This is a genomic window from Ralstonia pickettii (assembly GCF_001699815.1).
Lineage (GTDB): Bacteria > Pseudomonadota > Gammaproteobacteria > Burkholderiales > Burkholderiaceae > Ralstonia > Ralstonia thomasii.
Genome location: NZ_MCGB01000001.1, coordinates 1 through 23,661 on the forward strand (window position 1 = coordinate 1; position 23,661 = coordinate 23,661).

The 23,661-nt window shown below is 64.1% G+C and carries 25 protein-coding genes and 1 pseudogene; 13 read left to right on the forward strand and 13 right to left on the reverse strand.

Annotation, left to right across the window (positions count from 1 at the left end):
* On the reverse strand, positions 1-668 hold a 668-nt coding region (locus tag BEK68_RS00005), incomplete at its 3' end, for a LysR substrate-binding domain-containing protein (RefSeq protein ID WP_065851511.1).
* Positions 669-780: 112 nt separating this feature from the next.
* Between BEK68_RS00005 and BEK68_RS00010 the strand changes: the two genes are divergently transcribed.
* The 5 genes from BEK68_RS00010 (at position 781) to BEK68_RS00030 (ending at position 4,873) form a co-directional block, all read left to right on the forward strand.
* Positions 781-1,542 carry an SDR family oxidoreductase gene (locus BEK68_RS00010; protein ID WP_004627865.1) on the forward strand — a complete coding sequence of 254 codons (762 nt, stop codon included), beginning with the start codon at positions 781-783 and terminating at the stop codon, positions 1,540-1,542.
* A gap of 296 nt (positions 1,543-1,838) precedes the next feature.
* Positions 1,839-2,480 carry a helix-turn-helix transcriptional regulator gene (locus BEK68_RS00015; RefSeq protein ID WP_004627849.1) on the forward strand — a complete coding sequence of 214 codons (642 nt, stop codon included), beginning with the start codon at positions 1,839-1,841 and terminating at the stop codon, positions 2,478-2,480.
* Positions 2,477-3,454, forward strand: a complete 978-nt coding sequence (locus tag BEK68_RS00020) for a threo-3-hydroxy-L-aspartate ammonia-lyase (protein WP_012430121.1) — start codon at positions 2,477-2,479, stop codon at positions 3,452-3,454. The genes BEK68_RS00015 and BEK68_RS00020 overlap by 4 nt, the downstream gene beginning before the upstream one ends.
* Positions 3,451-3,840: a RidA family protein gene (locus tag BEK68_RS00025; protein WP_004627844.1), complete on the forward strand. Its 390-nt coding sequence runs from the start codon at positions 3,451-3,453 to the stop codon at positions 3,838-3,840. Before BEK68_RS00020 ends, BEK68_RS00025 begins: the two co-directional genes overlap by 4 nt.
* A 151-nt stretch (positions 3,841-3,991) precedes the next feature.
* Positions 3,992-4,873, forward strand: a complete 882-nt coding sequence (locus BEK68_RS00030; protein ID WP_004627843.1) for a flagellar brake protein — start codon at positions 3,992-3,994, stop codon at positions 4,871-4,873.
* A gap of 4 nt (positions 4,874-4,877) precedes the next feature.
* Here BEK68_RS00030 and BEK68_RS00035 read toward each other — a convergent pair whose 3' ends face one another.
* Positions 4,878-5,762 (reverse strand): LysR family transcriptional regulator, encoded by an 885-nt coding sequence (locus BEK68_RS00035; protein WP_004627841.1) that lies wholly within the window; start codon positions 5,760-5,762, stop codon positions 4,878-4,880.
* Positions 5,763-5,877: 115 nt separating this feature from the next.
* On the opposite strand from BEK68_RS00035, the gene BEK68_RS00040 reads away from it, so the two are divergent.
* The gene (locus BEK68_RS00040; protein ID WP_012430122.1) at positions 5,878-6,315 is read left to right on the forward strand and encodes a multidrug/biocide efflux PACE transporter; all 438 of its coding nucleotides are present in this window, start codon (positions 5,878-5,880) and stop codon (positions 6,313-6,315) included.
* A 114-nt stretch (positions 6,316-6,429) separates the two neighbouring features.
* Positions 6,430-7,071 (forward strand): helix-turn-helix transcriptional regulator, encoded by a 642-nt coding sequence (locus BEK68_RS00045; RefSeq protein ID WP_012430123.1) that lies wholly within the window; start codon positions 6,430-6,432, stop codon positions 7,069-7,071.
* 17 nt (positions 7,072-7,088) lie between these two features.
* Here BEK68_RS00045 and BEK68_RS00050 read toward each other — a convergent pair whose 3' ends face one another.
* The 9 genes and pseudogenes from BEK68_RS00050 to BEK68_RS00090 form a co-directional block, all read right to left on the reverse strand.
* Positions 7,089-7,307 (reverse strand): DUF1059 domain-containing protein, encoded by a 219-nt coding sequence (locus BEK68_RS00050; RefSeq protein ID WP_004627835.1) that lies wholly within the window; start codon positions 7,305-7,307, stop codon positions 7,089-7,091.
* Positions 7,308-7,442: 135 nt separating this feature from the next.
* A pseudogene (locus BEK68_RS00055) lies at positions 7,443-7,972 on the reverse strand (DUF3455 domain-containing protein).
* A gap of 29 nt (positions 7,973-8,001) precedes the next feature.
* Positions 8,002-8,400 (reverse strand): DUF488 domain-containing protein, encoded by a 399-nt coding sequence (locus tag BEK68_RS00060; RefSeq protein ID WP_004627833.1) that lies wholly within the window; start codon positions 8,398-8,400, stop codon positions 8,002-8,004.
* A gap of 35 nt (positions 8,401-8,435) precedes the next feature.
* Positions 8,436-9,464, reverse strand: a complete 1,029-nt coding sequence (locus BEK68_RS00065) for an ABC transporter substrate-binding protein (RefSeq protein ID WP_012430124.1) — start codon at positions 9,462-9,464, stop codon at positions 8,436-8,438.
* A 303-nt stretch (positions 9,465-9,767) separates the two neighbouring features.
* Positions 9,768-10,664: an ABC transporter permease gene (locus BEK68_RS00070; protein ID WP_012430125.1), complete on the reverse strand. Its 897-nt coding sequence runs from the start codon at positions 10,662-10,664 to the stop codon at positions 9,768-9,770.
* The gene (locus tag BEK68_RS00075) at positions 10,654-11,448 is read right to left on the reverse strand and encodes an ABC transporter ATP-binding protein (protein WP_012430126.1); all 795 of its coding nucleotides are present in this window, start codon (positions 11,446-11,448) and stop codon (positions 10,654-10,656) included. The genes BEK68_RS00070 and BEK68_RS00075 overlap by 11 nt, the downstream gene beginning before the upstream one ends.
* Positions 11,449-11,504: 56 nt before the next feature.
* The gene (locus BEK68_RS00080; protein ID WP_012430127.1) at positions 11,505-12,227 is read right to left on the reverse strand and encodes a GntR family transcriptional regulator; all 723 of its coding nucleotides are present in this window, start codon (positions 12,225-12,227) and stop codon (positions 11,505-11,507) included.
* A 146-nt stretch (positions 12,228-12,373) separates the two neighbouring features.
* Positions 12,374-14,650 (reverse strand): nitric-oxide reductase large subunit, encoded by a 2,277-nt coding sequence (locus BEK68_RS00085; RefSeq protein ID WP_004627828.1) that lies wholly within the window; start codon positions 14,648-14,650, stop codon positions 12,374-12,376.
* Between the two features lie 32 nt (positions 14,651-14,682).
* Complete coding sequence (locus BEK68_RS00090; RefSeq protein ID WP_004627827.1) at positions 14,683-14,973, reverse strand: DUF2249 domain-containing protein; 291 nt, start codon at positions 14,971-14,973, stop codon at positions 14,683-14,685.
* Positions 14,974-15,246: 273 nt separating this feature from the next.
* On the opposite strand from BEK68_RS00090, the gene nirK reads away from it, so the two are divergent.
* Genes nirK through BEK68_RS00105 form a run of 3 tightly spaced genes read left to right on the forward strand, consistent with a single transcriptional unit; the run spans position 15,247 to position 18,135 of the window.
* On the forward strand, positions 15,247-16,746 hold the full coding sequence (gene nirK, locus BEK68_RS00095; RefSeq protein WP_012430128.1) for a copper-containing nitrite reductase: 1,500 nt from the start codon (positions 15,247-15,249) through the stop codon (positions 16,744-16,746).
* A gap of 16 nt (positions 16,747-16,762) precedes the next feature.
* Entirely contained in the window at positions 16,763-17,554 is a 792-nt protein-coding gene (locus BEK68_RS00100) for a formylglycine-generating enzyme family protein (protein WP_004627824.1), read from the forward strand.
* A complete protein-coding gene (locus BEK68_RS00105) occupies positions 17,551-18,135 on the forward strand; it encodes an SCO family protein (protein ID WP_012430129.1) in 585 nt (194 codons plus the stop codon). Before BEK68_RS00100 ends, BEK68_RS00105 begins: the two co-directional genes overlap by 4 nt.
* Before the next feature lie 18 nt (positions 18,136-18,153).
* On the opposite strand, the gene BEK68_RS00110 is transcribed toward BEK68_RS00105, so the two are convergent.
* Both BEK68_RS00110 and BEK68_RS00115 read right to left on the reverse strand, forming a co-directional pair.
* Positions 18,154-19,002 (reverse strand): fumarylacetoacetate hydrolase family protein, encoded by an 849-nt coding sequence (locus tag BEK68_RS00110; protein ID WP_004627818.1) that lies wholly within the window; start codon positions 19,000-19,002, stop codon positions 18,154-18,156.
* Positions 18,999-19,766 carry a GntR family transcriptional regulator gene (locus BEK68_RS00115; protein ID WP_012430130.1) on the reverse strand — a complete coding sequence of 256 codons (768 nt, stop codon included), beginning with the start codon at positions 19,764-19,766 and terminating at the stop codon, positions 18,999-19,001. Before BEK68_RS00115 ends, BEK68_RS00110 begins: the two co-directional genes overlap by 4 nt.
* Positions 19,767-19,996: 230 nt before the next feature.
* Between BEK68_RS00115 and BEK68_RS00120 the strand changes: the two genes are divergently transcribed.
* The 3 genes from BEK68_RS00120 to hydA all read left to right on the forward strand — a co-directional run bounded on the left by BEK68_RS00120 (position 19,997) and on the right by hydA (position 23,632).
* Positions 19,997-21,304: an MFS transporter gene (locus tag BEK68_RS00120; RefSeq protein ID WP_004627814.1), complete on the forward strand. Its 1,308-nt coding sequence runs from the start codon at positions 19,997-19,999 to the stop codon at positions 21,302-21,304.
* A 162-nt stretch (positions 21,305-21,466) separates the two neighbouring features.
* Positions 21,467-22,195, forward strand: coding sequence for a maleate cis-trans isomerase family protein (locus tag BEK68_RS00125; protein WP_004627812.1), 729 nt, complete (start codon positions 21,467-21,469; stop codon positions 22,193-22,195).
* Between the two features lie 21 nt (positions 22,196-22,216).
* On the forward strand, positions 22,217-23,632 hold the full coding sequence (gene hydA, locus BEK68_RS00130; protein ID WP_012430131.1) for a dihydropyrimidinase: 1,416 nt from the start codon (positions 22,217-22,219) through the stop codon (positions 23,630-23,632).
* The last annotated feature ends 29 nt before the right edge of the window (positions 23,633-23,661 follow it).

Below are 23,661 nucleotides of genomic sequence, written 5' to 3' on the forward strand. Positions count from 1 at the left end.
CTGGGCACGGCCAGCGTAGGCTGCCCGCTCAGCATCCCATAGGCGCGGCCGGCGGTGGTGCGCGCCGAATCGGCCACCACCACGGCGCGATGCCGGGCGATTTCCTCGCGCGTGAGCGGCGCGTCGACGGCTGCAAGCGGGTGTCGTGGCGACACGGCAAATACCCATTCCACCACCCCCAGCTCGAACCATCCGAGGTTCGGGATGGAAGGCGGCTCGTTGGTCGCCCCGATCACGAGATCGGCGCGGCCGTCGCGCAGGGCCTCCCAGGTGCCGGCCAGCACTTCGTGCGTCACGCGCAGCGCCACGCCCGATTGCAGCGCATCGAACGCGTGCATCACTGCCATGAGCGATTCGAACTCCAGCAGCTCGTCCGTCACGATCCACAAGCGGTCTTCCCAGCCGTTGGCCACCTGCCGCACGCGCTGCGTAACACGCGACACATCCTGCGCCAGCCGCGCGGCTTCTTCCGTCAGCAACTGCCCGGCGCGCGTGAGCTGCAGCCGGTAGCGACGGCGATCAAACAGCAGGGCGTCGAAGCGCTGCTCCAGTTGGCGTGCGGCATATGACACGGTCGACGGCGCCTTGCCCAGTTGCGCCGCCGCGCGCGACAGGCTGCCCGTCTGGCGGATAGCCTCCAGGAGTGCCAATTCTTCGTCCGTCAACATGTGCAACTCCTTCGAACGTGTTCATCGTCCGGATCGTATGGCAAACCGCTTGCCAGCGTCCACACTGCAGTCACGCGATTGTTCAAGTTCAACTTTCCTACTGGAGGACATCATGAATCGCTTCGAAGGCAAGACCGTTCTGGTCACTGGCGGCAACAGCGGTATTGGCCTGGCAGCCGCCCAGGCATTTGCGCGGGAAGGCGCCCGTGTGGTCATCACCGGCCGCGATGCGGCAGCGCTGGAAACGGCGCGCGCCACGCTGGGCACGGCCGGCGGCAATGCGGCCCTCGCCATCCGTAACGAAACCGGCACCGTGGCAGCCGCGCGCGAGCTGACCCGCCAGCTGCAGGAGGCCGGCGTGCGTCTGGACGCTGTGTTCATTAACGCCGGCATGGCCAAGTTTGCCGCCGTCCCGGACGTGGAAGAAGCCCTGTGGGATGCGACCTTCAACGCCAACGTGAAGGGCGCGTTCTTCCAGATGCAGGCGCTGCTGCCCATCCTCAACAAGGGCACGTCGATCGTGCTGAACGGCTCCATCAACGCGCACATCGGCATGCCGAATTCGTCGGTCTATGCGGCAAGCAAGGCTGCGCTGATCTCGCTGGCGAAGACGCTGTCGGGTGAGCTGATTGGCTCGGGAATCCGCGTGAATGTGGTCAGCCCAGGCCCGGTGACGACGCCGCTGTACGGCAAGCTCGGGCTGGATGCCGACACGCTGGCCGCCACCGCCGCACAGATCCAGGGCCAGGTGCCGCTGGGCCGCTTTGGTCAGCCGGAAGAGATTGCGTCGACGGTGTTGCATCTGTCGGCGCCCGAATCGGCCTTCATTGTCGGCACGGAAATCATTGCCGATGGCGGCATGAGCCAGCTTTAAGCCCATCCGTTGGCCGCTGTCACCGGCATGAGCGGACGGGTTTCACAAGCCCGCTCGCCGTCCCGTCGCGGACTGCATTTTCGGCGGACAAACGGGGCGCCCAAACAAGCGCCTTCTGTTGGACCAACCAAGTTCAGAAGCTGTGTGCCACGCGTAATCTCAGCGTGCGGCCGGGCTGAATGGGGATGAAGTTGCCGGACTGTGCGTTGCCGTACGCCCGGATATTGAGAGGTGGCGCGCGAAGAGATCGAGGAAGGCGTTGACAAAATGTCAGTAACTGACGTATCGTCAGTGCTATGAAGCCCACTGAAGAAAACCGCCTTCTGCTGCGCGAAGGCCGAAAGATCGTCGAGGCGCTGGGCAAGACGCTGGCGCCGCTGGTGGAAGTCGTCCTGCACGACCTGACCGATCCCGATCATGCCGTCGTCGCCATCGCCAACAACCTGTCCGGCCGCCAGGTGGGCGACGCCGTGACGGAACTGGGACTCGCGCGCCTGGCCGACCCCGACTTCCCGGAAGTCATCGAGAACTACGCCAACCGGTTTCCCGACGGGCGCCCGGCCAAGAGCACATCGATCGGGCTGAAGAACAGCCGCGGCGATTACGTGGCGGCCATCTGCCTGAACATGGATGTCTCCATGCTGCATGCCGTGACCACCGGCCTCACGCAACTGATGCGCGTTGATGCGGCTGCGCCGCCAGTGCCCGAGTCGCTTGGCTCCCGTCGCGTGGAAGACGTGCGCATCGCGCTCGAACAGTTTGCTGCCGCCCGCAACACCACACCCATGGCCATGACCCTCGACCAGCGCCGCGAGGCTATGCGCGAACTGGCCGTCAGTGGCCTGCTGAACTTGCGCCGCGCGCTGACCGAAGTCGCCCAGACACTCGGCGTGGCGCGCTCCACCGTCTACACCTATCTTCCCGAGGATCTCGCATGAGCCTGCCCATTTCCTACGACGACGTCGTTGCCGCCCACGCCCGCCTGCAGGGTGTCGCCCACAAGACGCCGGTGCTGACCTCTGCCACCGCCAACGCCATGACCGGCGCCGAACTGTTCTTCAAGGCCGAGAGCTTTCAGCGCATGGGCGCGTTCAAGTTTCGTGGGGCGTACAACGCGCTGTCGCAATTCACGCCGGAGCAGCGCAGGGCCGGCGTGATCACGTTCTCGTCGGGCAACCACGCGCAGGCGATTGCGTTGTCGGCCAAGCTGCTCGGCATGCGCGCCGTCATCGTCATGCCGAAGGACGCGCCTGTCGTGAAGGTGGAGGCCACGCGTGGCTACGGCGGCGAGGTGGTGTTCTTCGACCGCTACACCGAAGACCGCGAAGCCATCGGCCGCCAACTGGCCGAAGAACACGGCCTTACGCTGATCCCGCCGTACGACCATCCGCACGTGATGGCCGGGCAGGGCACGGCTGCCAAGGAACTGATCGAAGAGGTCGGCCCACTGGATGTGCTGCTGGCCCCGCTGGGCGGTGGCGGTCTGCTCTCCGGCTGCGCCACGGCGGCGCGCGCGCTGAACCCGGCGTGCAAGATCTTCGGCGTGGAGCCCGAGGCAGGCAACGACGGTCAGCAGAGCTTGCGCAAGGGCGAGATCGTCCACATCGATACACCCAAGACGCTGGCCGACGGCGCGCAGACGCAGCACCTGGGCAACTACACGTTTGCCGTGATTCGCGAACTGGTTGACGACATCGTGACCGTGAGCGATGCAGAACTCGTCAGCGCCATGCAGTTTTTCGCCTCGCGTATGAAGGCGGTGGTCGAGCCCACCGGCTGCCTGGCTGCAGCTGCGGTGCTGAACGGCAAGGTCGATGTGCGAGGCAAGCGCGTCGGCGTGATCCTGTCGGGCGGCAATGTGGATCTGCAACTCTTCGCCAAGCTTGTGCTGGGCGCGGAGGCAGCGAAATGAGCGATGCACGCTACCTGAACGCGCCGCAACTGCGCCCGCCTGCGGGGCATTACTCGCACGCGGTCTGCGCCAATGGCTTCGTGTTCGTCGCCGGACAGATTCCCGTGACGCCCACCGGCGAAAAGCTCGTTGACGCGCCGTTCGAGACGCAGGTGCGGCAGGTGCTGTCCAACCTGGACGCTGTGCTTGCCGCCGCAGGCACGGACCGCTCGCGCCTGGTACAGGTGCGCGTGTACGTGACAGACATGGAATCGCACTGGCCCGCGTTCGATGCGCTCTATAGCGCGTGGATCGGCGAGTTGCGTCCGGCGCGCGCCGTCGTGCCGGTACCGACGCTGCACTACGGGCTGGCTGTCGAGATTGAGGCCACTGCAGTTGCTGGGTGACGAAAACGCTTGCCGTTGATGCAGGTCAGGCGGGGAGGGTTGATGCGAGTTGCTCTCAGGCGATTTGCCGGCCATTGTTACAAAATGGCGGGCGTACCTGCCAAGGCATTTGCCTTGGCCCGCCCATGACAGACGCGATCCTTTGCCACCCATGATCCTTCAGAAAACGCGGCAACTCACGCAGGAAGACGTTCCGGTCGGTCAACCGCTGCCGTTTCCCCTGGCTGACAGTGTGGGCCGGCTTTTGCTGCCCGCCGGTGCTGTCGTGCCGGATGCCGAAGACGTTCGCCTTCTGTTCCATCACGGCCCGGTGCTGGCACTGGCAGAAGGTGATGACATTGCCGCCGTGCCTGCCACCGCGCCCGCAGAAGCTCCGCCCCGCATTGGGTCGGCCGGCCTGAGTGTCGGCACGGTCTTGCAGGTGCAGGAGAAGTCCGCACCGCTACGTGGCCTGCTCCCGTGCCGCCTGATCGGTTATATCGAAGGCGAAGCGCTGTTTGTCACGCAGCCAGCCGACGCCAAGCGCACGCTGCGGCCCGAGCCGCGAGACGTGCTGATACTGCGCGGTTTTTCCGGCCGCTCGGTATTCACCATGATGTGCAGCGTGGTGTCGGTGGGACAGTTTCCCTCGCCGTATCTGGTCTTGTCGGCGCCCATCAAGATGCAGAAGATGCCGCTGCGCCGTGCCAAGCGCGTGCAGGTCCGGATCGGGGCGCGCGTGCGTGCGCAGGGGCAGGCCGCGTCGGCTGCGGATCGCGTGGCGGTGATCCGCGACATCTGCCTGAACGGTGCGCTGGTGCAGAGCGCCAACCCCGCGTTCCAACCCGGCGACAGACTCGCCCTGGATTTCAATGCCTACGTGGACGGCCAGTTGGAGACGTTTTCCCTGACCGGCCGGGTGGCAAGCGGGTCGCCTGCGCTGGGCACAACCGCATCTGCGTTTCCTTCGTTTGGCGTGGAATTCACGCTGTCGAAAGAGCAGACAGCCCAACTCTCGCATCTGATCATCGAACGGCTGGACGAAAACGCGTGAGTGCCTAGCCCGCCAGCATCGTTTCAAGGAGCCAGGCGCCGGCCTGCCCAAGTGTGCGATTGCGTGACCATACGGCGTCCACCGGCACGAGGCGGGGCCAGCCCCGTGCACGCACCTCATGCAACCGGTCTGCCGCGAAGTGATCCACCAGCCAGCGCGGCAGCTCCGTCCACCCGAAGCCCAGCACGGCCATTTCCAGCAGCATTAGGTAGCTCGGTGCAGACCAGCGGCGCAGGCTGCGCACGGGCACCGCGTCGGTGCGTGGCCCCGTTGGGTCGACGAAGGTGTTCAGCCGTAGCTCGCGCGCCTCGCGCAGTATGGCGTGTGGCACTTCCTCGTCGCCGTATCGGGCGAGTGGGTGCTGCAGCCCCACGAACAGCCCGATCTCCGATTGCTCTGCAATGGTCGCCCAGCCGATATCGGCCGGATATGCCGCCTGCGCGGCCACCAAACCGATCTGGGCACGGCCCAGCTGGATGATGTCGACCACGTCTTCGTGTTCGGCGATCAGGCATTCGAGTTCAAGGTCGGGATAACGCTGCTCCAGTGTGGCCAGCGTTTGCTCGTAGCGATCGGATTGGTAGGTGTCAGACATGACGAGCGTCAGGCGCGCTTCCAGACCGCCGGCCATCTGGGCGGCCATGCGGTCCATCTGCGCGCTGGCGTCGAGCACGCGGCGCACCTGAGTGAGCATCGCGTGGCCCGCTTCGGTCAAGGTGGGCTGGCGCGTGCTGCGGTCGAACAGTGTCAGACCGAGGTCGATTTCAAGATTGGCGATCGCCTCGCTGATCGTGGATTGCCGCTTGCCCAATTTTCGGGCAGCGGCGGAAAAGGAACCTAGCGTGGCGGCTTCGGCAAAGGCCAGTAAGGCTTCGGGTGAATGACGCATTGGGCACTCCGGACGGCGATGTATCGTCCAATATATCGGAAAAACCGATATTAATGAACTGGATCATACCGTTCATACCGATGAAAATGCACCTCGTTCTTTGGAGGTAATTGCAATGCAAGTCATACAGAAAACGCCAGCTGAGCGCCTTGTGCATGCGCTGACGTTCGAGTTGGTTGCCATGCTGATTTGTGCGCCGTTGTTCAGCTGGCTGATGGAACTGCCGTTGGCTGAGATGGGTGTGATGACGCTCATGTTTGCTGCGGTGGCGATGGTGTGGAACATGGTGTTCAACGCCATCTTCGAGCGCGTGGAGCGTCGCTACAGGCTCTCGCGTACCTTGGTGCTGCGGGTGGTGCATGCCTGCCTGTTCGAGGGCGGGTTGGTCTTGATGCTGGTGCCGCTGGCCGCCTGGTGGCTCGACGTGGGGCTGTGGGAAGCGTTCGTGCTCGACATCGGCATCATGCTGCTGTTCCTGCCGTACACCTTCTTCTTCAACCTCGCATACGACCATCTGCGCGCACGTTGGATGTCGCGTCGCGCGCTGGCCTGATCCACCATGGGCTTAGGGCAAAAGGGGCAGTGCGGGCGGTGACACTCTTCCTATAATGAAGTCCCTTTCGAAACGGGCGCAGCGGTCGCAAGCCGCTGCGCCCGTATTGCCTTCATGCCGCGTCTTTCTGTCACGTCACCTCATGCCTCGGCAACCGTGCTGCGCCAATGCTACGTAGCGGCGTGCGCGGGCGATGCCGTGGGCGTGATGAACGTGCTGCGCGATGCGTGCGGCGCGGACCATGCAGCGGCCATGATCCGGTGGCGCGTCGATGGGAGGTGGCACTGGGCGGCATCGCGCGGCGCACGCTCGGCCGACGTGCTGCTGCATGCGGTACGCGGTGACGGCGTCGACGCGTGGCCGATGGCCGATGCGGAAGTGCGCGGGGCGGTGTGGCTCGATTACCGCAAGGCGGGCGTGCCGCAACCCATGCAGCATGGTGCGGCGCCACAAGCGTTGCTGCCGCACTTTGCGCAAGCACTGCCGTTGTGCTGGCGACGCGTTGCGGCGCGCGCGGGCATTTCGCCTGCGCAGCCGGCCAGCCTCTGGCTGACCGACGCATTCCACCTGACGCGCCGCGAAGCCGATGTTGCCGATCTGCTCGCAAGCGGCTCCGACCCAGCCTGCATTGCCCGCACGCTAGGCATTTCACTCGACACGGTGCGCACGCACCTCAAACACGTCTACCGCAAGACCAACACGCACAGCCAGTGCGACGTGGTGCGGCTGATGCTGGCGCTGTCTGCGCGCCGGTAGGCGGTGTTGCATCTGGATCAGACCGTGGCCATCTTTGGTGGCGCCACGGCGGGGGTGCCGTCCTGGAAAAGCGTTTGCAGTTGCGCCCGCAACTCGGGCGAATCGGTGTGCTTGTGCACGGAAACGGCATGCTGCACAGCCGCCTCCAGCAGTTCGGCATCGCTGTCGGCGCTGATGGCGACCGAGCAGTTGGTCTCGCTGGGGAAGGCGCGGCAATCGATGTAGCGGCGGCCCATGGCAGTGCTCCTGGAATTACGAATGACGACGGCGCGACGCGGTGAACAACCGGTCGCGTGTGTCTTCGTTATAGGGGTGCCAGGGGAGAGCGGCGTCCCCTGTATGGGGTATGGCGCTGTATGTGCGACGCTGCGTCAGTCGAGGAAAACGTACTGTGCCAGGTACGGGCTGCGGCCTTCCTGGCCTTCTTCCGTGCAGGGCTGTGCCGGTGCGATGCCGCCATGGGTCTGCAGCCGTTGCACGTATCGCACACTGCTCAAAGCCCCGCGCTGCCAGCATTGGTGGCATGCAGCAACAGTAGCGGAATGGCGCCGGCTTCCGCGGTGTTGGGTGCCTGCTGCAAGACTTTCCCTGTGATCTTGCTGCCGTCGGAGGCTTCCCAGCTTGGGCCCGCACCGTGTTTGACGATGAGCTTGCCGCTCCCATCGTAAAGATCAGCCAGCGGAGCTTTGAAGACCCACGCCAGGGGCTTGTCGCCGTCGCGCTTGCAAACGTAGATCTGCACCCCCGTAGCGGATAGCGTGGCGACGGTGTGGTGAGACTCGGACGGTTGCAGTGCGGCGGGGGCTGTTTGCGCCGTCACCGTCTGCGCGACCGTCATGGCCAGCGCGAGCAAGAGGGCAGATGAGACTGCGCAGCGCGACGTGCGGGGCAGGTTCGGCATGGTTTTCCTTGTGCAGGTGGAAAGATCGTTCATGGAGCCAGCTTCGCCCCACGCTCCTCCAACAACGCGCGCAGCACTGACCGATGACAATGCGCTTCATCCTCGCAATAGCAGCCGACCGACAGGTGGGTCTGGTGCGATAGCGCGGCCAGCATGTCGAGCAGGCGCGCGGCATCGCCGTCGCGCATTTCGGTGCGGAAGTGGCGCACGAAGGTTTGCCAGGCTTTTTCGTCGTGCTGGGATTGCGCGGCCTGCGCTTGCTTGACAAGCTCGGGCGTTGGCGAAAGCAGCGGCATCCAGACGTCGTAGAAATCGCGGCTGGCGAATTCTTCCTTGGGCACGCCGCGCGGTGGGCGCCGCACGGTGCCGATGCGCAAGCCTTCATCGGGGTGACGCGGCTCGCCGAGCCGGACGATGCGTAGTGCCATGGAATGTCTCCGTGTGGATGCTGCGCGCTGCCTGCTTACGAACCCTGTCTGCTCTGCACCGTCGGAAAGAACAGATCCTTCCACGACGCCGGCTTGTTCTTGAGCGTACCCACGCGCTGCATGAACTCAGCATAGTGTGCGACGCCCACCGGCGTGGTCGTGAAGCGCGAGTCCGGATCGTCCAGGATCTTCTTCACCTCTTCCGGCGAACTCTTCACCTTCGATTGAGTGATGTAGATCTGCGCAGCCTTCGACTTGTCCTTGGCGATGAGCGCGTTCGCCTCATCCAGCGCCGCCACGAACGCCGCCGACAGCTTCGGGTTGGCCTCGTAGAACTTCTTGCTGGTGTAGGTCATGTCCAGCGTGATGTTGCCGAGCACGTCGACCGTGTTGAACACGCGGTGCAGGCCGGGTGCAGCAGCCTCGGTGTACGAGAACGGTGGCGAGGCCATGTGGCTGTTGATCTGGCTGCCGCCGGCCAGCATGACGGCGGTGGCGTCAGGGTGCGGCAGCGGCACGGTGATCGGATCGAGCTTGTTGAACTGCTTGTCGCCGAAGGTCTTGGCGGCGGCCATTTGCAGCACCACGGCTGGCAGCGAGGTCTTGATGCCCGGCACGGCGATGCGGTCCTTGTCGGAGAAATCCGCCAGCGTCTTCACGTTCGGGTTGCGCGTCATCAGGTACATCGACGAGGAGCTGAGCGACGAGAGCCCGCGCACTTCTATCGCGCTGCCGCGCGTCTTGTCCCACAGCGTGAGGAAGCCCGGCACGCCCAGCGAGGCGATGTCCAGCGCGCCCGAGAGCATGGCGTCGTTGATGACGTTGCCGCCGTCCAGGATGCGGTAGCTGACCTTCACGTCGCCCAGGCCGGCGGCTTTGGCTTGCTTCTCCAGCAGGTGCTCACTGGCCATCACCATGATGGGCAGGTAGAGGATGCCGTAGCCGTGGGAGATGCGGACTTCGCTGGCTTCAGCATGCGCGGTGCTGACGGCGCCGGCCAGGAGCGATGCGGCCAGCGTGGCGGCCATGGTGAAACGGAGGATGTTGCGGCGGGGTTGCTGCATGGGTTTGTCTCCTTGTTGTTTCTTGGTGGTGCATCCTGGGTTTCGTCCCCTGCCGGGGCCGACTCACTTTCTTTGTCTTGCCAAAGAAAGTAAGCAAAGAAAGGCGCGCCCGATGCGGCGAAAGACCCCTTGAATTTCTGTGACCGTGCGGAGAAGGAGGCAAACTCGCTTCGCTCAAACAGGCCTCCTTCTTTTTTCCGCCCACTCACAAAAATTCAAGGCGCCGCATAGGGCAGGGTACGGCCAAACCGTCTGGGGGCGACTGTAAGCGCCTGGACGGTTTCGGTAGCCTCGCGCGCTCCCTTAGTTCTGCATGCCCCAGCGCTTGACGGTACGGGCTTCAAGCGTACGGAACACGAGGTTCTCTACCAGCAGGCCGATGATGATCACCGTCAGCAGGCCGGCGAACACTTCGGGAATTTGCAGTTGGTTCTTGTTCTCGTAGATGTACCAGCCGAGGCCGCCCTGGCCGGAGCTGACGCCAAACACCAGTTCCGAGGCGATCAACGTGCGCCATGCGAAGGCCCAGCCGATCTTCAGGCCAGTGAGGATGGACGGGAATGCGGCGGGGATCAGGATCTTCGTCAGGTATCCCATGCCGGATAGCCCGTAGTTGCGGCCCACCATGCGCAGCGTGTTCGATACCGACAGGAAACCGGCATGCGTGTTGAGCGACACCGCCCACACCACCGAATGCACGATCACGAAGATCAGGCTGCCGTTGCCCAGGCCGAACCACACGAGGGCGATTGGCAGCAGCGCAATGGCCGGCAGCGGGTTGAACATGGCGGTGAGCGTTTCCAGGAAGTCCTGCCCGAGCCGGTTGCTGATGCCGAGCACGACCAGCGCGCAGGACAACGCCAAGCCGAGCGCGTAGCCTGCAAGCAGCGTTTGCATCGACGTGCCGATGCGAGCAAACAGCGTGCCGCTCGCCAACCCTGCCCACAGCGCCTGCACGGTGTCGGAAAAAGTCGGAAGCAACAGCGGGTTGTCGAGCCAGCGCGCCCCGCCTTCCCACACCAGTGCGAGCACGACGAGGATGACGACCTTGCGCAGCCATGCCTGTTCGTACAAACGCTCCGCAACGGAGAGGGGTTTTTCCACCACGCCGATGCGCTCGAACGCCACGGGCGTGCTGTAGACGGGCGCGCGGTTGCTGATGTCGGTGGTGGCCGGCATGGAAAGGGTTTCAGTCTGCATGGGTTTCCTCCACCGCGCGGGCGAACAGCATGTCGTGGATCTCGGCTTCGAGGGCTTTGAAGCGCTCCGGGTCATCATCGCCGCGCGCAAGGCTCGGCAGTTCGGCGCGTACCTGGCCGGGATGCGGCGACAGGATCAGGATGCGGCTGCCGCAGCGGATCGCCTCCGGAATCGAGTGCGTGACGAACAGCACGGTGAAGCGCGTTTCGTCCCACAGCTGCAGCAACTCGTCCTGCATCTTGCGGCGCGTGAGCGCATCGAGCGCGGCGAAGGGCTCGTCCATCAGCAGCACGTCGGGCTCCATGGCCATGCCGCGCGCAATCGCCACACGCTGCTTCATCCCCCCAGACAGCATGTGCGGGTGGTGGTCGGCAAACTTCGTGAGGTTGACCTTGTTGATGTAGTGCAGCGCGCGCTCTTCGGCTTCACGCGCGCCCAGCTTGCCCGTGGAGAGCAGCGGGAACAGCACGTTTTCCTTCACGGTCTTCCACGGCAGGAGCTGGTCGAACTCCTGGAACACCATCATGCGATCCGGCCCCGGCTTCGTCACGGGCTGGCCCTTGAGACGGATCTCGCCCTCGGTGGGTGTGAGGTAGCCGCCGATGGCCTTGAGCAGTGTCGATTTACCGCAGCCCGACGGCCCAAGCAGGATATAGCGCTCGCCGGGGTAGACCTGGAAATCGACGCGGTAGGTGGCCGTCACCAGATGCTGGCGTGTCTTGTACTGCAGCGTGACGCCGCGCACGTCCAGCAGCGGCGGTGCCGTTGGTGAGTTGGCCTGCATGATGTTGTCTCCTGTGTGTGTTTTTGTCGGTATGAGCGGCAGCAAGTGTGGGGGCGTTACCGGATATCCACGTGGTACCGGAAGTGCGCCGCCGCGCCGCGCGAACGCCGCCATTCGAGCGGCACCCGGTCGTAGCCGCGCGCAACGCGTTCGATGACCATCACCGGATCGCCGGGCTGGATGCGCAACAGGCGCGCATACGTTGCGTTGACGGCTTCGGCGGTGAGCGTTTCTTCGGCGCTCGCAATGATCTGGCCGCAGTGCGATTCGTACAGCGGATACAGCAGGTCGCCAAACGCGTTGAGTTCCAGCGTGGCGAGCGACGCAAAACGGTCATATGGCAACCAGATTTCTTCGGCCAGCATGGGTGCGCCATCCAGCAGGCGCAGCCGGGTCAGGCGAATGACCGGTGCGCCGGTTTCAATCTGCAGGCCTGCAGCCGGTGCCGACGGGGCATCCAGCACGTCCCGCTTGAGGATGCGGCTCTCAGGAATGCGCCGCTCGCCGCTTTCACTCTGGAAGCGGAAGAAGCGGAACAAGGAACTGGCAAAGCTGGCACGCCGCACAAAGGTGCCACGGCCCTGGAAGCGTTCGAGCAGCCCTTCGGCCACCAGTACGTCTACGGCTTTGCGGACGGTGCCGACCGCCACGTTGTACGTCTTGGCAAGCTCGGCTTCGGTCGGGATGGCGTCGCCCGGGCGCCAGTGCTGTTGGGCGATCTGCGCGGCCAGATCGTCGCGCAATTGCTGGTAGCGGGGCAGGCGGAGATCGGCGGGCATGGGATATCGAAAGTAGTTAACTATTCATCTATATGACTTGACATTGTAGGGAGCTGGGGGGCGGAGGGCATTACAGGAAAACCCGCAGGGCCCGGTCAGATCGACACGGGCCCTGCGGGTTTTTGGGAGGACTGCTGGATGAGGAATTAACGCGTCGCGCGAGCCGAAGCCGGCAATGGCTCCATCTGTTGGGCCTTCGGACGGCGCAGCAGCCGCAGCGCATACCAGGCCAGCACAAGCGCACCGATGGCGAACACGATGTCACCCGGCACACGCAGCCAGACCAGCGTTTCCATCACTTTCGAGTGCACCACTTCCGGCGAGCGGGCGTACCACATGCCCTTGGTGACACTCGCCCAGGCCTGATAGATGCCGGCCGGCAGCAGCGACATGAATACCATCATCGCCAAGCCGATGTTCAGGCCCCAGAACGCGGGCTTGAGCAGGCGATCGGCATGCAGGCTGCGCGCATACAGGCCGCGCAGGCAGAACAGCATCAGGCCGATACCGAGCATGCCGTACACCCCGAACAGTGCAGCGTGCCCGTGGGCGGCCGTCATGTTCAGACCTTGCACGTAGTACAGCGAAGCGGGCGGGTTGATGGCAAAGCCGAGCAGGCCGGCGCCGACGGTGTTCCAGAAGCCCACGGCCACGAAGCACAGCACGGGCCACTTGTAAGCGTTGAGCCATGGCGTGCCTTGCGTGCGCCGATAGTTCTGCAGCGCTTCGAGCCCGATCAGCGAAAGCGGCACCACTTCCAGCGCAGAGAACACTGCACCCACCGAGATGATCGAGGTCGGTGTCCCTGTGAAGTACAGGTGATGCAGCGTGCCCAGAATGCCGCCGAACAGGAACACGATCGTCTCGGCCACGATGGCGCGGTTGGCGCTGCTGGCGCGAATCAGGCCCAGGCGCGTGAAGATGAGCGCGATGACCGCGGTGGCGAACACTTCAAAGAAGCCCTCGACCCACAGGTGGACGAGCCACCAGCGCCAGTACTCGATCATCGAATAGTGCGTGTGTTGGCCCCACACCAGCGAAGTCGAATAGAACCCGCCGATGCAGGTGGCCGACAGGAACACCATGGCGATCAGACCGCGCGATTCCGACGGCGTCTTCAGTGCCGGCCACAGGGCACGGCCCAGCAGCACGACCCAGAACAGCAGGCCGACAAACAGCAAGATTTGCCACACGCGGCCCATGCTGGTGTATTCCAGCCCCTGGTTACCGACCCAGAAGCCGAAGTCTGCACCGCGATGTTGCAGCGTGCCGAGCCAGCCGGTGGCGATGGACCCCACCACGATAAAGATCAGCGCCCAGAACAGCAGGTCAACGCCCAGCTTCTGGAACTTCGGTTCACGCCCCGACAGCAGCGGCGCAATGTACAGGCCCGTGGCCAGCCATGCCGTGGCAATCCACAGCACGCCAAGCTGCGTGTGCACGGTGCGGCTGATCACGTACGGCAGCACCTGCGCCAGCGGAATCCCGAAGAACGATTCCCCTTCCACCGCATAGTGCGCGGTGATGGCGCCCATGCCGATCTGCACCAGCATCAGGCCGATCACGGCAAAGAAGTACTTGCGCGTGGCCTTCATCGACGGCGTGGCCACCACGTTGAGGAACGGATCGGCCGGCAGCGGCGCAGCCTCCTCTTCGTGCTTGCTGCTGCCGTGCAGCCACAGCATGGCGGCAATACCGCCCAGCAGCAGCACGATGCTGACCATCGACCACACTGCCGCACCGCCGGTCATTGTGTTGCCTACCAGCGGTTCATGCGGCCAGTTGCTCGTATACGAGATGTCGGTCTCGCCTGGGCGGTCGGCGGCCGCGGCCCACGACGTCCAGAAGAAGAACGCCGCCAGGGCTTCACGATCGGCCGCCTCCGGCAGCACGCCGGTGGCCATGGCGTATTGATCGCGCAGCGTTGCCAGCGACGGATCGGTGCCGAACAGGGCCTCGAAGTGCTGGGCCACACCGTGGATGGCCTCTGCGCGCTCACGCGACACGGTCAGGATGTCGTGATTTGCGTCGTACGTATTGCGGCGCATTTCCTCCTTCACGCTGGCGTCGACGGCGGCTTGCTGCACGGTCGTCAACGGCGCATCGGTATCGAACTGCTGATGCGCGCGGATGGCTTGCAGCGCTGTGGCTTCACGGTGCAGCCAATCGGCAGACCAGTCAGGTGCAACGTAGCTGCCGTGGCCCCAGACGGTGCCAAGCTGCTGGCCGCCGGCTGCCAGCCAAGCTTCCTGGCCGCGCTGGATCTGCTCACCGGTAAAGAGCACCTCGCCCACAGAGGTGACGACGGCATGCGGAATCGGCGGCGCTGCCAGATAGATCTGCCGGCCCAGATAGCCCAATGCTCCGAACGACAGGATGAAGATCAGGCCGAGCCACCGCCACAGCCTTTGATTGGTTTTCATGACAAGGTTCCTTGCAGGATGCAATCGGAAATTCAGGCGCCACCACCGCAACCACCGCAGCAGTGGCCGGCACTGGCGGCAGACGCCACCTTGGTGATGGCCACGCGCCACGTGCCGGGGCCGCGCTCAAGGTAGTCCCAGGAAAACTGCCCCGGGCGTTCGACTTGAAACTGCGACTGCAGCGGCCGCGGATCGTGATCGTTGATCAGCTCCAGGCTCTGCCCGATGCCGAGTTCCCCAAAGGCGGAGAAGATCAGCGGATGGCGCTCGCGCGGCGCCAGCACGCGGAGGTCGAGCTGGATGGTGGAGGCGGACTGTGTCATGGGGATTCCCTCTGTGGGTGTCGCATCAAAAAGATGCATTAAGGATGCAACTATATTAGTGAGTGAAATCCCCGGTGTTATTGATGTATATCAGATGCTTGTTTTATGGGTGCCTTGATGTCGCAAATCAGGCCACGGCTGGGCTTGCGTGCCACGCGGTGGGGGTGGATGGGCCGGTCGGGGCGGGTTTTCGTTTGCGCTGTATCAAAGCCCTAATGGCTGCCGGGGCCTAACGTGGAGCGGACGACACCAGACCGATACACGGGGGAAAAAATGAGCCGTCTTCACACCGTCCGCAGCCTGATGCGCGCGGGCTTGATTTCTGTGGTGCTGGGCGCACTGCTTGCGGGCACTGCGGCCCGCGCCGCCAGCGCCAAGTTGCCGGGTGACTTCGGGCCGCCACGCGGCGAGCCGATCCACGCCGTCCTGACGAGTCCACCGCTTGTGCCGCCGCCGGTGCACCGGAACTATCCAGCCAAGGTCATCGTGGAGCTGGAAGTGGTCGAGAAGGAAATGCAGATCTCCGAAGGGGTCAGCTACACCTTCTGGACGTTCGGCGGCACCGTTCCTGGAAGTTTCATCCGCGTGCGGCAGGGCGACACGGTGGAGTTCCACCTCAAGAACCACCCAAGCAGCAAGATGCCGCACAACATCGACCTGCACGGCGTGACCGGGCCGGGCGGCGGCGCAGCATCGAGCTTTACCGCCCCGGGCCATGAATCGCAGTTCACCTTCAAGGCGCTGAACGAGGGCATTTACGTTTACCACTGCGCTACCGCACCCGTGGGCATGCATATCGCCAACGGCATGTACGGCCTGATCCTGGTCGAACCGCCCGAAGGCCTGCCCAAGGTTGATCACGAGTACTACGTCATGCAGGGCGATTTCTACACCGCCGGCAAGTACCGCGAGAAGGGCCTGCAGCCGTTCGACATGGAAAAGGCCATCGACGAACGCCCGAGCTACGTGCTGTTCAACGGTGCGGAAGGCGCGCTCACCGGTGACAAGGCGCTGCACGCCAAGGTGGGCGAAACGGTGCGCATCTTCGTGGGCAACGGCGGGCCCAATCTGGTCTCCAGCTTCCACGTGATCGGCGCCATCTTCGATCAGGTGCGCTACGAGGGCGGCACCAACGTGCAGAAGAACGTGCAGACCACGTTGATCCCGGCGGGTGGCGCGGCGGTTGTGAAGTTCACCGCGCGCGTGCCTGGCAGCTATGTGCTGGTCGACCACTCGATCTTCCGTGCCTTCAACAAGGGTGCGCTGGCCATCCTCAAGATCGATGGGCCGGAGAGCAAGCTGGTCTATTCCGGCAAGGAACTGGATTCGGTGTACCTGGGCGATCGTGCCGCGCCCAACATGAGCGCCGTCACCAAGGCGACCGAGGCGTCGGTGAGCGGCACGCTGACCGTGCAGGATCAGGTGCAGGCAGGCCGCGCGCTGTTTGCGGGTACCTGCTCGGTGTGCCACCAGGGCAATGGCGCCGGCTTGCCGGGCGTGTTCCCGCCGCTTGCCAAGTCGGATTTCCTGGCGGCAGATCCGAAGCGCGCCATGAACATCGTGCTGCATGGCCTGAACGGCAAGATCAAGGTCAATGGCCAGGAATACGACTCCGTCATGCCGCCGATGACACAACTCAATGACGACGAGGTCGCCAACATCCTGACCTACGTGCTCAACAGCTGGGACAACCCCGGCGGCCGCGTGAGCGCAGAAGACGTCAAGAAGGTGCGTGCCCAGCCGGCGCCCGCCAAGGCCGTGGCCGAACATTGAGCGGATCTGCACGACCATGTCCCGCCTGACCTCGCACATTGCTGCCATGTTGATGGCGCTGGCCAGTGCAACCGCACACGGGGCCACCTATGTGCGGTTGCCCGGCGGCGACTTCGACAGCGTGCTGCCCCAGAACGCGCCGGGGCAGCCGCAGCGGGTGCGCATCGAGCCGTTTGAGCTGCGCTCCACGCCCGTCACCATCGGCGAGTTCCAGGCCTTCGTGCAACGCCACGAGGCCTGGCAGCGTGGCCGTGTGCCGCAAGTCTTTGCCGGTAAGGCCTACCTTGCCGACTGGGCCGATGCGACGCACGCCGATGCGCAGGCGTCGCTGCAAGCGCCGGTGACCGGCGTGAGCTGGTTTGCCGCCCGTGCCTATTGCGAAAACGAAGGCGCTCGGCTGCCGACATGGCTGGAATGGGAATCCGCCGCCGCGGCCGACGCCACACGCACAGACGCCCGCGACGACCCGCAATGGGCACAACGCATTCTCGGCTGGTACGAGCGGCCCGCCACGCGTGTGTTGCCACCAGTGGGCGGCCCAGCGGATGTCCATGGCGTGCGCGATATGCACGGTCTGATCTGGGAATGGGTCGACGATTTCAACGCACTGTTCATTGCCGGAGACAGCCGCACCCAGGGCGACCCCGACAAGCAGAAATTCTGCGGCGCCGGTGCCATCAGCATCGTCCGCCGCGACAGCTATGCCGTGCTGATGCGCGTGGCGTTGCTGTCTTCCCTTGAAGGCGCAGACGCCACAGGCAGCCTCGGCTTTCGCTGCGCCCGATCCCTCAATGGAGATCATCCATGATGTTCACGACTTTTATCCGACGCGCCTTTGTGGTGCTCCTGCTGGCCGGCGCAACAGCCGGTGCCCATGCTGCGGGGCCAGCGCCCTCGGCCTCGCTGTATCAATCCGATGTGGCGCTGACCGACCAGAACGGCCGCGTCTTTCACCTGGCGGATCTGCGCGGCGAGCCGGTGCTGGTGAGCATGTTCTATGCGTCGTGCCAGATGGTCTGCCCGATGATCTTCGAGACCATTCGCGCGACCCTAGCCAAGGGCGGCAAGCCCGCGCACGATGGTGTGCGGGTGCTGATGATGACGGTCGACCCCGAACGTGATTCCGTTGCGGCGCTCAAGAAGACGGCCAGCGCGCATGGCGCCGACGACCGCTGGCAAGTCGCCCGCGCAAACGCCAGCGGCACGCGCGAGGTGGCGGCCCTGCTGGGCGTGCAGTACCGACGCTTGGCAGATGGCGATTTCAACCATTCGAGCACGATCCTGCTGCTGGACGCAGAAGGGCGCATCAACGCGCGCACCAATACGCTGGGCGCGGTCGATCCGAAGCTGGTGGATGCGATGCGCAAGCTGGTGGCGGCGCAGCGCTAAGCGCGCCGCGCCGCATACTTAGGCTTTGGTGTAGGCGACGACCGTCTGCATCTGCTCGCCAAGGCCGTCGATGCCCAGGCGCATGGTATCGCCGGCCTTGAGATAGCGCGGGGGCTTGGCTCCCATGCCGACACCGGGCGGCGTGCCGGTGCAAATGAGGTCGCCCGGGTGCAGCGTCATGAAACGGCTGACGTAGCTCACCAGATGCGCCACGCCAAACACCATGGTGGCTGTGTTGCCCCGCTGCGCACGTTCATCATTGACGTCGAGCCACAGGCCAAGCGCTTGCGGGTCGGGCACTTCGTCACGCGTGACCAGCCACGGGCCGACGGGGCAGAAGGTGTCGCAGCCCTTGCCCTTGTCCCACGTGCCGCCGCGCTCAAGCTGAAACTCGCGCTCGGATACATCGTTCACCACGCAGTAGCCGGCCACATGTGAGAGCGCTGCTTCGCGGGAAACATCGCTCGCCGTCTTGCCGATCACCACACCGAGTTCAACCTCCCAGTCGGTCTTTTCCGAGCCGCGCGGCAGCATGACGGCATCGTTGGGGCCGTTCAGTGCGCTGTTGGCCTTGAGAAAGATGATGGGTTCTGCGGGTGGCGGCAAGCCGGCTTCTGCTGCGTGGTCGGCATAGTTCAGGCCGATCGCGATGATTTTGCCGATGCCCGTCCATGGCACACCAAAACGGGCATCCGGCAGCACCGGTAAGCTCGCCATGTCGACGCCTGCGAGTCGCGCGAGGGCGGCATCAGACAACTGCTGCGGCCCCAGCTCGCTGACCACGCCTGACAGGTCGCGCACGCGGCCTTGCGTATCGATCAGGCCCGGACGTTCTGCGCCGGGTGCACCTACGCGTACGAGTTTCATTGCGCTCCTTTCTTGGGGGATTCCTTGGTTGATCGGGTTGGGCGGCTGGCCTCGGCGAGGCTGTTTGCCACGACGCTCAGCACTTCCTTGGCGGTGTTCTCGGAGTGGTGCCGCAGCACTTGTGCAAGGCGCGGGCGCCCTGGCTCGCGAAGGGCGGCCATGATGGCTTCGTGTTCTTCGTGCGATTCCTGCCAGCGCAGCATGTCCGCGTTGGCTGCGCCGCGCGCGCGGTGCACCCTGCTCATCAACGCCGCATAAATGCCGGCCAGTACGGGGTTGGCCGTGCCGTCGATGATGAGTTGGTGAATTTCCTGGTTGATGCGGAAGTACTCGGTGCGCCGGCCTGCCGCGTGCGCGTCGAGCATCGCCTGGTGCCTGCGTTCCAGGCGCGCAAGAGCCACCTCGGACAGACGGGCCGCCGCCAGTTCTCCTGCCGTGAATTCCAGCCCATGCAGCGTTTCGAAGGTCGCGCGCAGTTCATCGAGATCGAGCGGTGCAACGCGGTAGCCGATGTACTGACGATGCAGCACCAGACCCTCGGCCACCAACACCTTGAGCGCCTCGCGCAGCGGCGTCTTGGAGACATCGAACATTTCACAGAACGCACGCTCGTCGATACGGGCGCCGGGCGGCAATTCGCCTTCTTCGATGAGGGTGCGCAGACGCGAGGCGATTTCGGCCGACATGCCGAGCGTGCGCAGGCGAGGGGATTGGAGCAGCGGTTGGGTCACAGACGTCACCAGAATGGGGAAGATGCACCACAAAAGGCTATCACACACCGATATTATGCTTTTGGTATGCAATAAAATCAATGACTTACAGATGTTGTAATTACAGATTACGTATCCTATACTCAGCCACGTTGCGCAACACAAACCAATCAAATCGACTCAGGAGGTCGTTTCGGTGGGTGAAGGCGGGAGGATCGGCGTCAAGACCGGCCTCCCAGCCCGCTTCTCGAAAGGGCTTTCCGAGCTACCAGGAGACACGCGTAATGGAAACCGCAAGCCAGGCCCCGGCCATGGCGCTAACGGAGACGAAGAGCTCTGTGCGCTGGAAGATTTTCTTGATGATGTTGATGCTGATTTCCATCAACTACGTCGACCGCGCATCGTTGTCAGTCGCGATGCCGCTGATCGCGAAGGAATTCAACATCGGCCCCGCGGTGCAAGGCTTACTGCTGAGTTCGTTCTTTCTGACGTACGCGCTCATGCAGATCCCAGGCGGCATGCTGGCCGACCGGTTCGGCCCGCGTGTGGTGATTGCCGGTGCCACGCTGGGCTGGGGCTTCTTCCAATCCATCGCGGCCCTGTGTACCGGTTGGGTGCCGCTGCTTGTCACGCGTCTTGGCCTGGGTGCGGCTGAGGCACCCATCTACCCCGCCGGGGGCAAGCTCAACGCCATCTGGATGACACAGAACGAACGCGGCCGCGGTGCCACGCTGCTCGACGGCGGTGCGCCGCTGGGTGCGGCACTGGGCGCGCTCATCATCGCCGGGCTGATCGCCGAGTTCAATTCGTGGCGCACGTCGTTCGTGGTGGCTGGTATCGGCACGATGGTGGCAGGCCTCTTCGCGTGGTGGTACATCCGCAACCACCCGCGCGAGCATCCGTCCGTCAATGATGCTGAAGCTGCCTACATTGAAGAGGCACACGCAGCCGACCAGGCTGCCGAGCCCGCCGCCTTGAGCGGCAACGTGCTGGACTTCTTCAAGTACCGCTCGGTGTGGGGCATGTTCTTCGGCTGGATGTGCTTCAACGCACTGTTCTACGGGTTGTTGACGTGGATGCCGACATACCTGTCGAAGGTGCACGGGCTCGACATCAAGGAGATGGGCGGTGCCGTCTTCACGATGTTCTTCTCCGGTTTTGTGGGCGAGATGGTCGGTGGATGGATTGCCGACAAGTGGATGGCCACCGGGGCATCGCGCGCCCGCGTGCTGCGCACCCTGTTCGGCATCGCTTCGGTATTGGCCACGATCGCCATCTACACGGTGGCGCGCTTCAAGGATCCGGTTGTGGTGGTGGCACTGTTGTCGACCACGCTGTTCTTCCTGCGCTGGTGCGGTCTGTTCTGGTGCATTCCGTCGATCCTGGGTACGCGCAAGCGTGTCGGTTTCCTGGGCGGCACGATGAACCTGGGCGGCAACTTCGCAGGGGTCGGCATGCCGATCATCGTCGGCCTGATCGTGCAGGCGACCGGTTCGTACGACATGGCGCTGATGCTGTTTGCAGCCGCCGGTGCGGGTCTGTTCATCTGTTCGACGCTGCTGATCGACTACAGCAAGAAGCTGCCGGTCTAAGGTGCGATGCACTCACGTAGGCCGATGCCATCTACGCCTGCGGCGCGGCGTTTGCTCCTGACTTCCGGCGACAAGCTGAGACCCGACACGTCAACATAACAAGCAAGCTCCGATGCCCGCTGCTGCGCGCGCCGGGGCCTACAAACCACGAAGAAGACTTCCATGAAAAAACGCATCAAGCTCGGCATGCTCACGCCATCATCCAACACGGCGCTGGAACCCATTACCAGCGCCATGGTGAGCGGCCTGCCCAACGTCAGCGCGCATTTCTCGCGCTTTACCGTGACGGAAATCTCGCTGCGCGACCAGGCGCTGGGGCAGTTCGACCTGGAAAATATCCTGAACGCCGCCAAGCTGCTGGCCGATGCGCACGTCGACGTGATCGCCTGGAACGGCACGTCGTCCGGCTGGCTCGGCTTTGAGAAGGACGAGGCGCTGTGCCGCCAGATCACGGAAGCCACCGGCATTCCGGCCACCACCTCGGTGCTGGCGCTCAACGAGATTCTGGCCAAGACCGGTGCACGCGATTTCGCCCTCGTGACGCCGTACCTGGATGACGTGCAGCAGCGCATCGTGCAGAACTACGCGCGCCACGGTTTCAAGTGCGTGGCCGAGCGTCATCTGGACTTGCACGTCAACCACAGCTTTGCCGACGTGGAAGAAGACACGATCCGTACCCTGGTGCGCGAAGTGGCCCAGCAAAAGCCGGCCGCCATCACCACGTTCTGCACGAACCTGCGAGCCGCGCATCTGGTGGAAGCACTGGAAGCGGAAACGGGCATCCCGGTGTACGACACCATCTCGACCGTCGTGTGGAAATCGCTGCGGCTGGCGGGTGTCGACACGCGCGAGCTGCACGGCTGGGGCCGCCTGTTCGCGGACGTTGCTTAACGGAATGAGGGAGCGCCAAGCATGTCCACGGAACTCGACCTGGTGATTCGCAACGCGGATGTGGTCACCGCATCCGACCGCTTTACCTGCGACATCGGGGTGCGCGATGGCCGCATCGCCGTGCTCGGCAACGGCTTGCCGCGCGGCGTGCGGGAGCTGGATGCAAGCGGCCTGCTGGCGCTGCCCGGCGGCGTCGATGGTCATTGCCACCTCGATCAGCCCATGCCCGATGGCATGCGCATGGCCGACGACTTCTTCACCGGCACGCGCGCGGCCATCTGCGGCGGCACGACAACGGTGATCCCGTTTGCGGCGCAGGAGAAGGGCGGCTCGCTGAAAGCGGCGGTGGCCGACTACCACCGCCGTGCCGAGGGCCGGGCGGTGGCCGACTATGGCTTCCATCTGATCGTGGCCGACCCCACGCCCGAGGTGCTCAAGCACGAACTGCCGGAGCTGATCCACCAGGGCTACACCTCGTTCAAGGTCTACATGACGTATGACGACCTGAAGCTGTCCGACCGCGAAATGCTGGACGTGCTTGACGTGGCCAAGCAAAACAACGCGCTGGTGATGGTGCATGCAGAAAACGCCGACTGCATTTCGTGGCTGACCGAGAAGCTGGTGGGCGAAGGCCGCATCTCGCCGCGCTTCCACGGCCTCTCGCGCCCGGCTGCCGTCGAGCGTGAAGCCACGCACCGCGCCATCACCTTTGCCGAGCTGGTGGACGTGCCGATCCTGATCGTGCATGTCTCCGGCAAGGAAGCCATCGAGCAGATTCGCTGGGCGCAAAGCCGCGGCCTGCAGATTTTGGCCGAGACGTGCCCGCAGTACCTCTACCTGACCGCTGAAGACATGGGCCTGCACGGTGACGATGGCTACGAAGGTGCCAAGTGCGTCTGCAGCCCGCCACCGCGCGATCCGGAAAACCAGGCGGCTGTATGGCGCGCGCTGGCAGGGGGCGTATTCAGCGTGTTTTCTTCAGACCATGCACCGTTCAACTATGACGATGCGCAGGGCAAGAAGCTCGGCGGTCTAGCGCAACCGTTCGACCATATTCCGAACGGCGTGCCGGGCATCGAGACGCGGTTGCCGTTGCTGTTCGATGGCATCGCGCGCGGCAAGCTTTCGCTGCATCAGTTTGTGGAACTGACGTCGTATCGCCCGGCACGGCTGTACGGTCTGTACCCGCGCAAGGGCACGATTGCCGTGGGTGCCGATGCCGACATCACGCTGTGGGATCCGGAGCGGCGCGTGCGCATCACCAACGATGCGTTGCATCACGCGGTCGACTACACGCCCTATGAAGGCATTGAAGTGACGGGCTGGCCAGTGCATTGCTTCTCGCGCGGCGAGCTGCTGGTCGAAAACGGCAAGTACCTCGAACCGGCACCCGGGCGGGGGCAGTTCCTGCCGGCGGGCGCGCCGTCGCTGGTCTGACGTTTCTGGTTTGATTCTCAGGGTTTCAT

What these genes read in the sequence shown, in the direction of transcription:
- BEK68_RS00100 (WP_004627824.1), top strand. Translation starts at nt 16,763, where the DNA reads ATGTCCCGCCTGACCTCGCACATTGCTGCCATGTTGATGGCGCTGGCC.
- BEK68_RS00045 (WP_012430123.1), top strand. Translation starts at nt 6,430, where the DNA reads ATGCCGCGTCTTTCTGTCACGTCACCTCATGCCTCGGCAACCGTGCTG.
- BEK68_RS00065 (WP_012430124.1), bottom strand. Translation starts at nt 9,464, where the DNA reads ATGCAGCAACCCCGCCGCAACATCCTCCGTTTCACCATGGCCGCCACG.
- BEK68_RS00120 (WP_004627814.1), top strand. Translation starts at nt 19,997, where the DNA reads ATGGAAACCGCAAGCCAGGCCCCGGCCATGGCGCTAACGGAGACGAAG.
- BEK68_RS00090 (WP_004627827.1), bottom strand. Translation starts at nt 14,973, where the DNA reads ATGACACAGTCCGCCTCCACCATCCAGCTCGACCTCCGCGTGCTGGCG.
- BEK68_RS00040 (WP_012430122.1), top strand. Translation starts at nt 5,878, where the DNA reads ATGCAAGTCATACAGAAAACGCCAGCTGAGCGCCTTGTGCATGCGCTG.
- BEK68_RS00030 (WP_004627843.1), top strand. Translation starts at nt 3,992, where the DNA reads ATGATCCTTCAGAAAACGCGGCAACTCACGCAGGAAGACGTTCCGGTC.
- BEK68_RS00125 (WP_004627812.1), top strand. Translation starts at nt 21,467, where the DNA reads ATGAAAAAACGCATCAAGCTCGGCATGCTCACGCCATCATCCAACACG.
- BEK68_RS00020 (WP_012430121.1), top strand. Translation starts at nt 2,477, where the DNA reads ATGAGCCTGCCCATTTCCTACGACGACGTCGTTGCCGCCCACGCCCGC.
- BEK68_RS00070 (WP_012430125.1), bottom strand. Translation starts at nt 10,664, where the DNA reads ATGCAGACTGAAACCCTTTCCATGCCGGCCACCACCGACATCAGCAAC.
- BEK68_RS00025 (WP_004627844.1), top strand. Translation starts at nt 3,451, where the DNA reads ATGAGCGATGCACGCTACCTGAACGCGCCGCAACTGCGCCCGCCTGCG.
- BEK68_RS00110 (WP_004627818.1), bottom strand. Translation starts at nt 19,002, where the DNA reads ATGAAACTCGTACGCGTAGGTGCACCCGGCGCAGAACGTCCGGGCCTG.
- BEK68_RS00085 (WP_004627828.1), bottom strand. Translation starts at nt 14,650, where the DNA reads ATGAAAACCAATCAAAGGCTGTGGCGGTGGCTCGGCCTGATCTTCATC.
- BEK68_RS00010 (WP_004627865.1), top strand. Translation starts at nt 781, where the DNA reads ATGAATCGCTTCGAAGGCAAGACCGTTCTGGTCACTGGCGGCAACAGC.
- BEK68_RS00050 (WP_004627835.1), bottom strand. Translation starts at nt 7,307, where the DNA reads ATGGGCCGCCGCTACATCGATTGCCGCGCCTTCCCCAGCGAGACCAAC.
- hydA (WP_012430131.1), top strand. Translation starts at nt 22,217, where the DNA reads ATGTCCACGGAACTCGACCTGGTGATTCGCAACGCGGATGTGGTCACC.
- BEK68_RS00015 (WP_004627849.1), top strand. Translation starts at nt 1,839, where the DNA reads ATGAAGCCCACTGAAGAAAACCGCCTTCTGCTGCGCGAAGGCCGAAAG.
- BEK68_RS00080 (WP_012430127.1), bottom strand. Translation starts at nt 12,227, where the DNA reads ATGCCCGCCGATCTCCGCCTGCCCCGCTACCAGCAATTGCGCGACGAT.
- BEK68_RS00060 (WP_004627833.1), bottom strand. Translation starts at nt 8,400, where the DNA reads ATGGCACTACGCATCGTCCGGCTCGGCGAGCCGCGTCACCCCGATGAA.
- BEK68_RS00035 (WP_004627841.1), bottom strand. Translation starts at nt 5,762, where the DNA reads ATGCGTCATTCACCCGAAGCCTTACTGGCCTTTGCCGAAGCCGCCACG.
- nirK (WP_012430128.1), top strand. Translation starts at nt 15,247, where the DNA reads ATGAGCCGTCTTCACACCGTCCGCAGCCTGATGCGCGCGGGCTTGATT.
- BEK68_RS00075 (WP_012430126.1), bottom strand. Translation starts at nt 11,448, where the DNA reads ATGCAGGCCAACTCACCAACGGCACCGCCGCTGCTGGACGTGCGCGGC.
- BEK68_RS00105 (WP_012430129.1), top strand. Translation starts at nt 17,551, where the DNA reads ATGATGTTCACGACTTTTATCCGACGCGCCTTTGTGGTGCTCCTGCTG.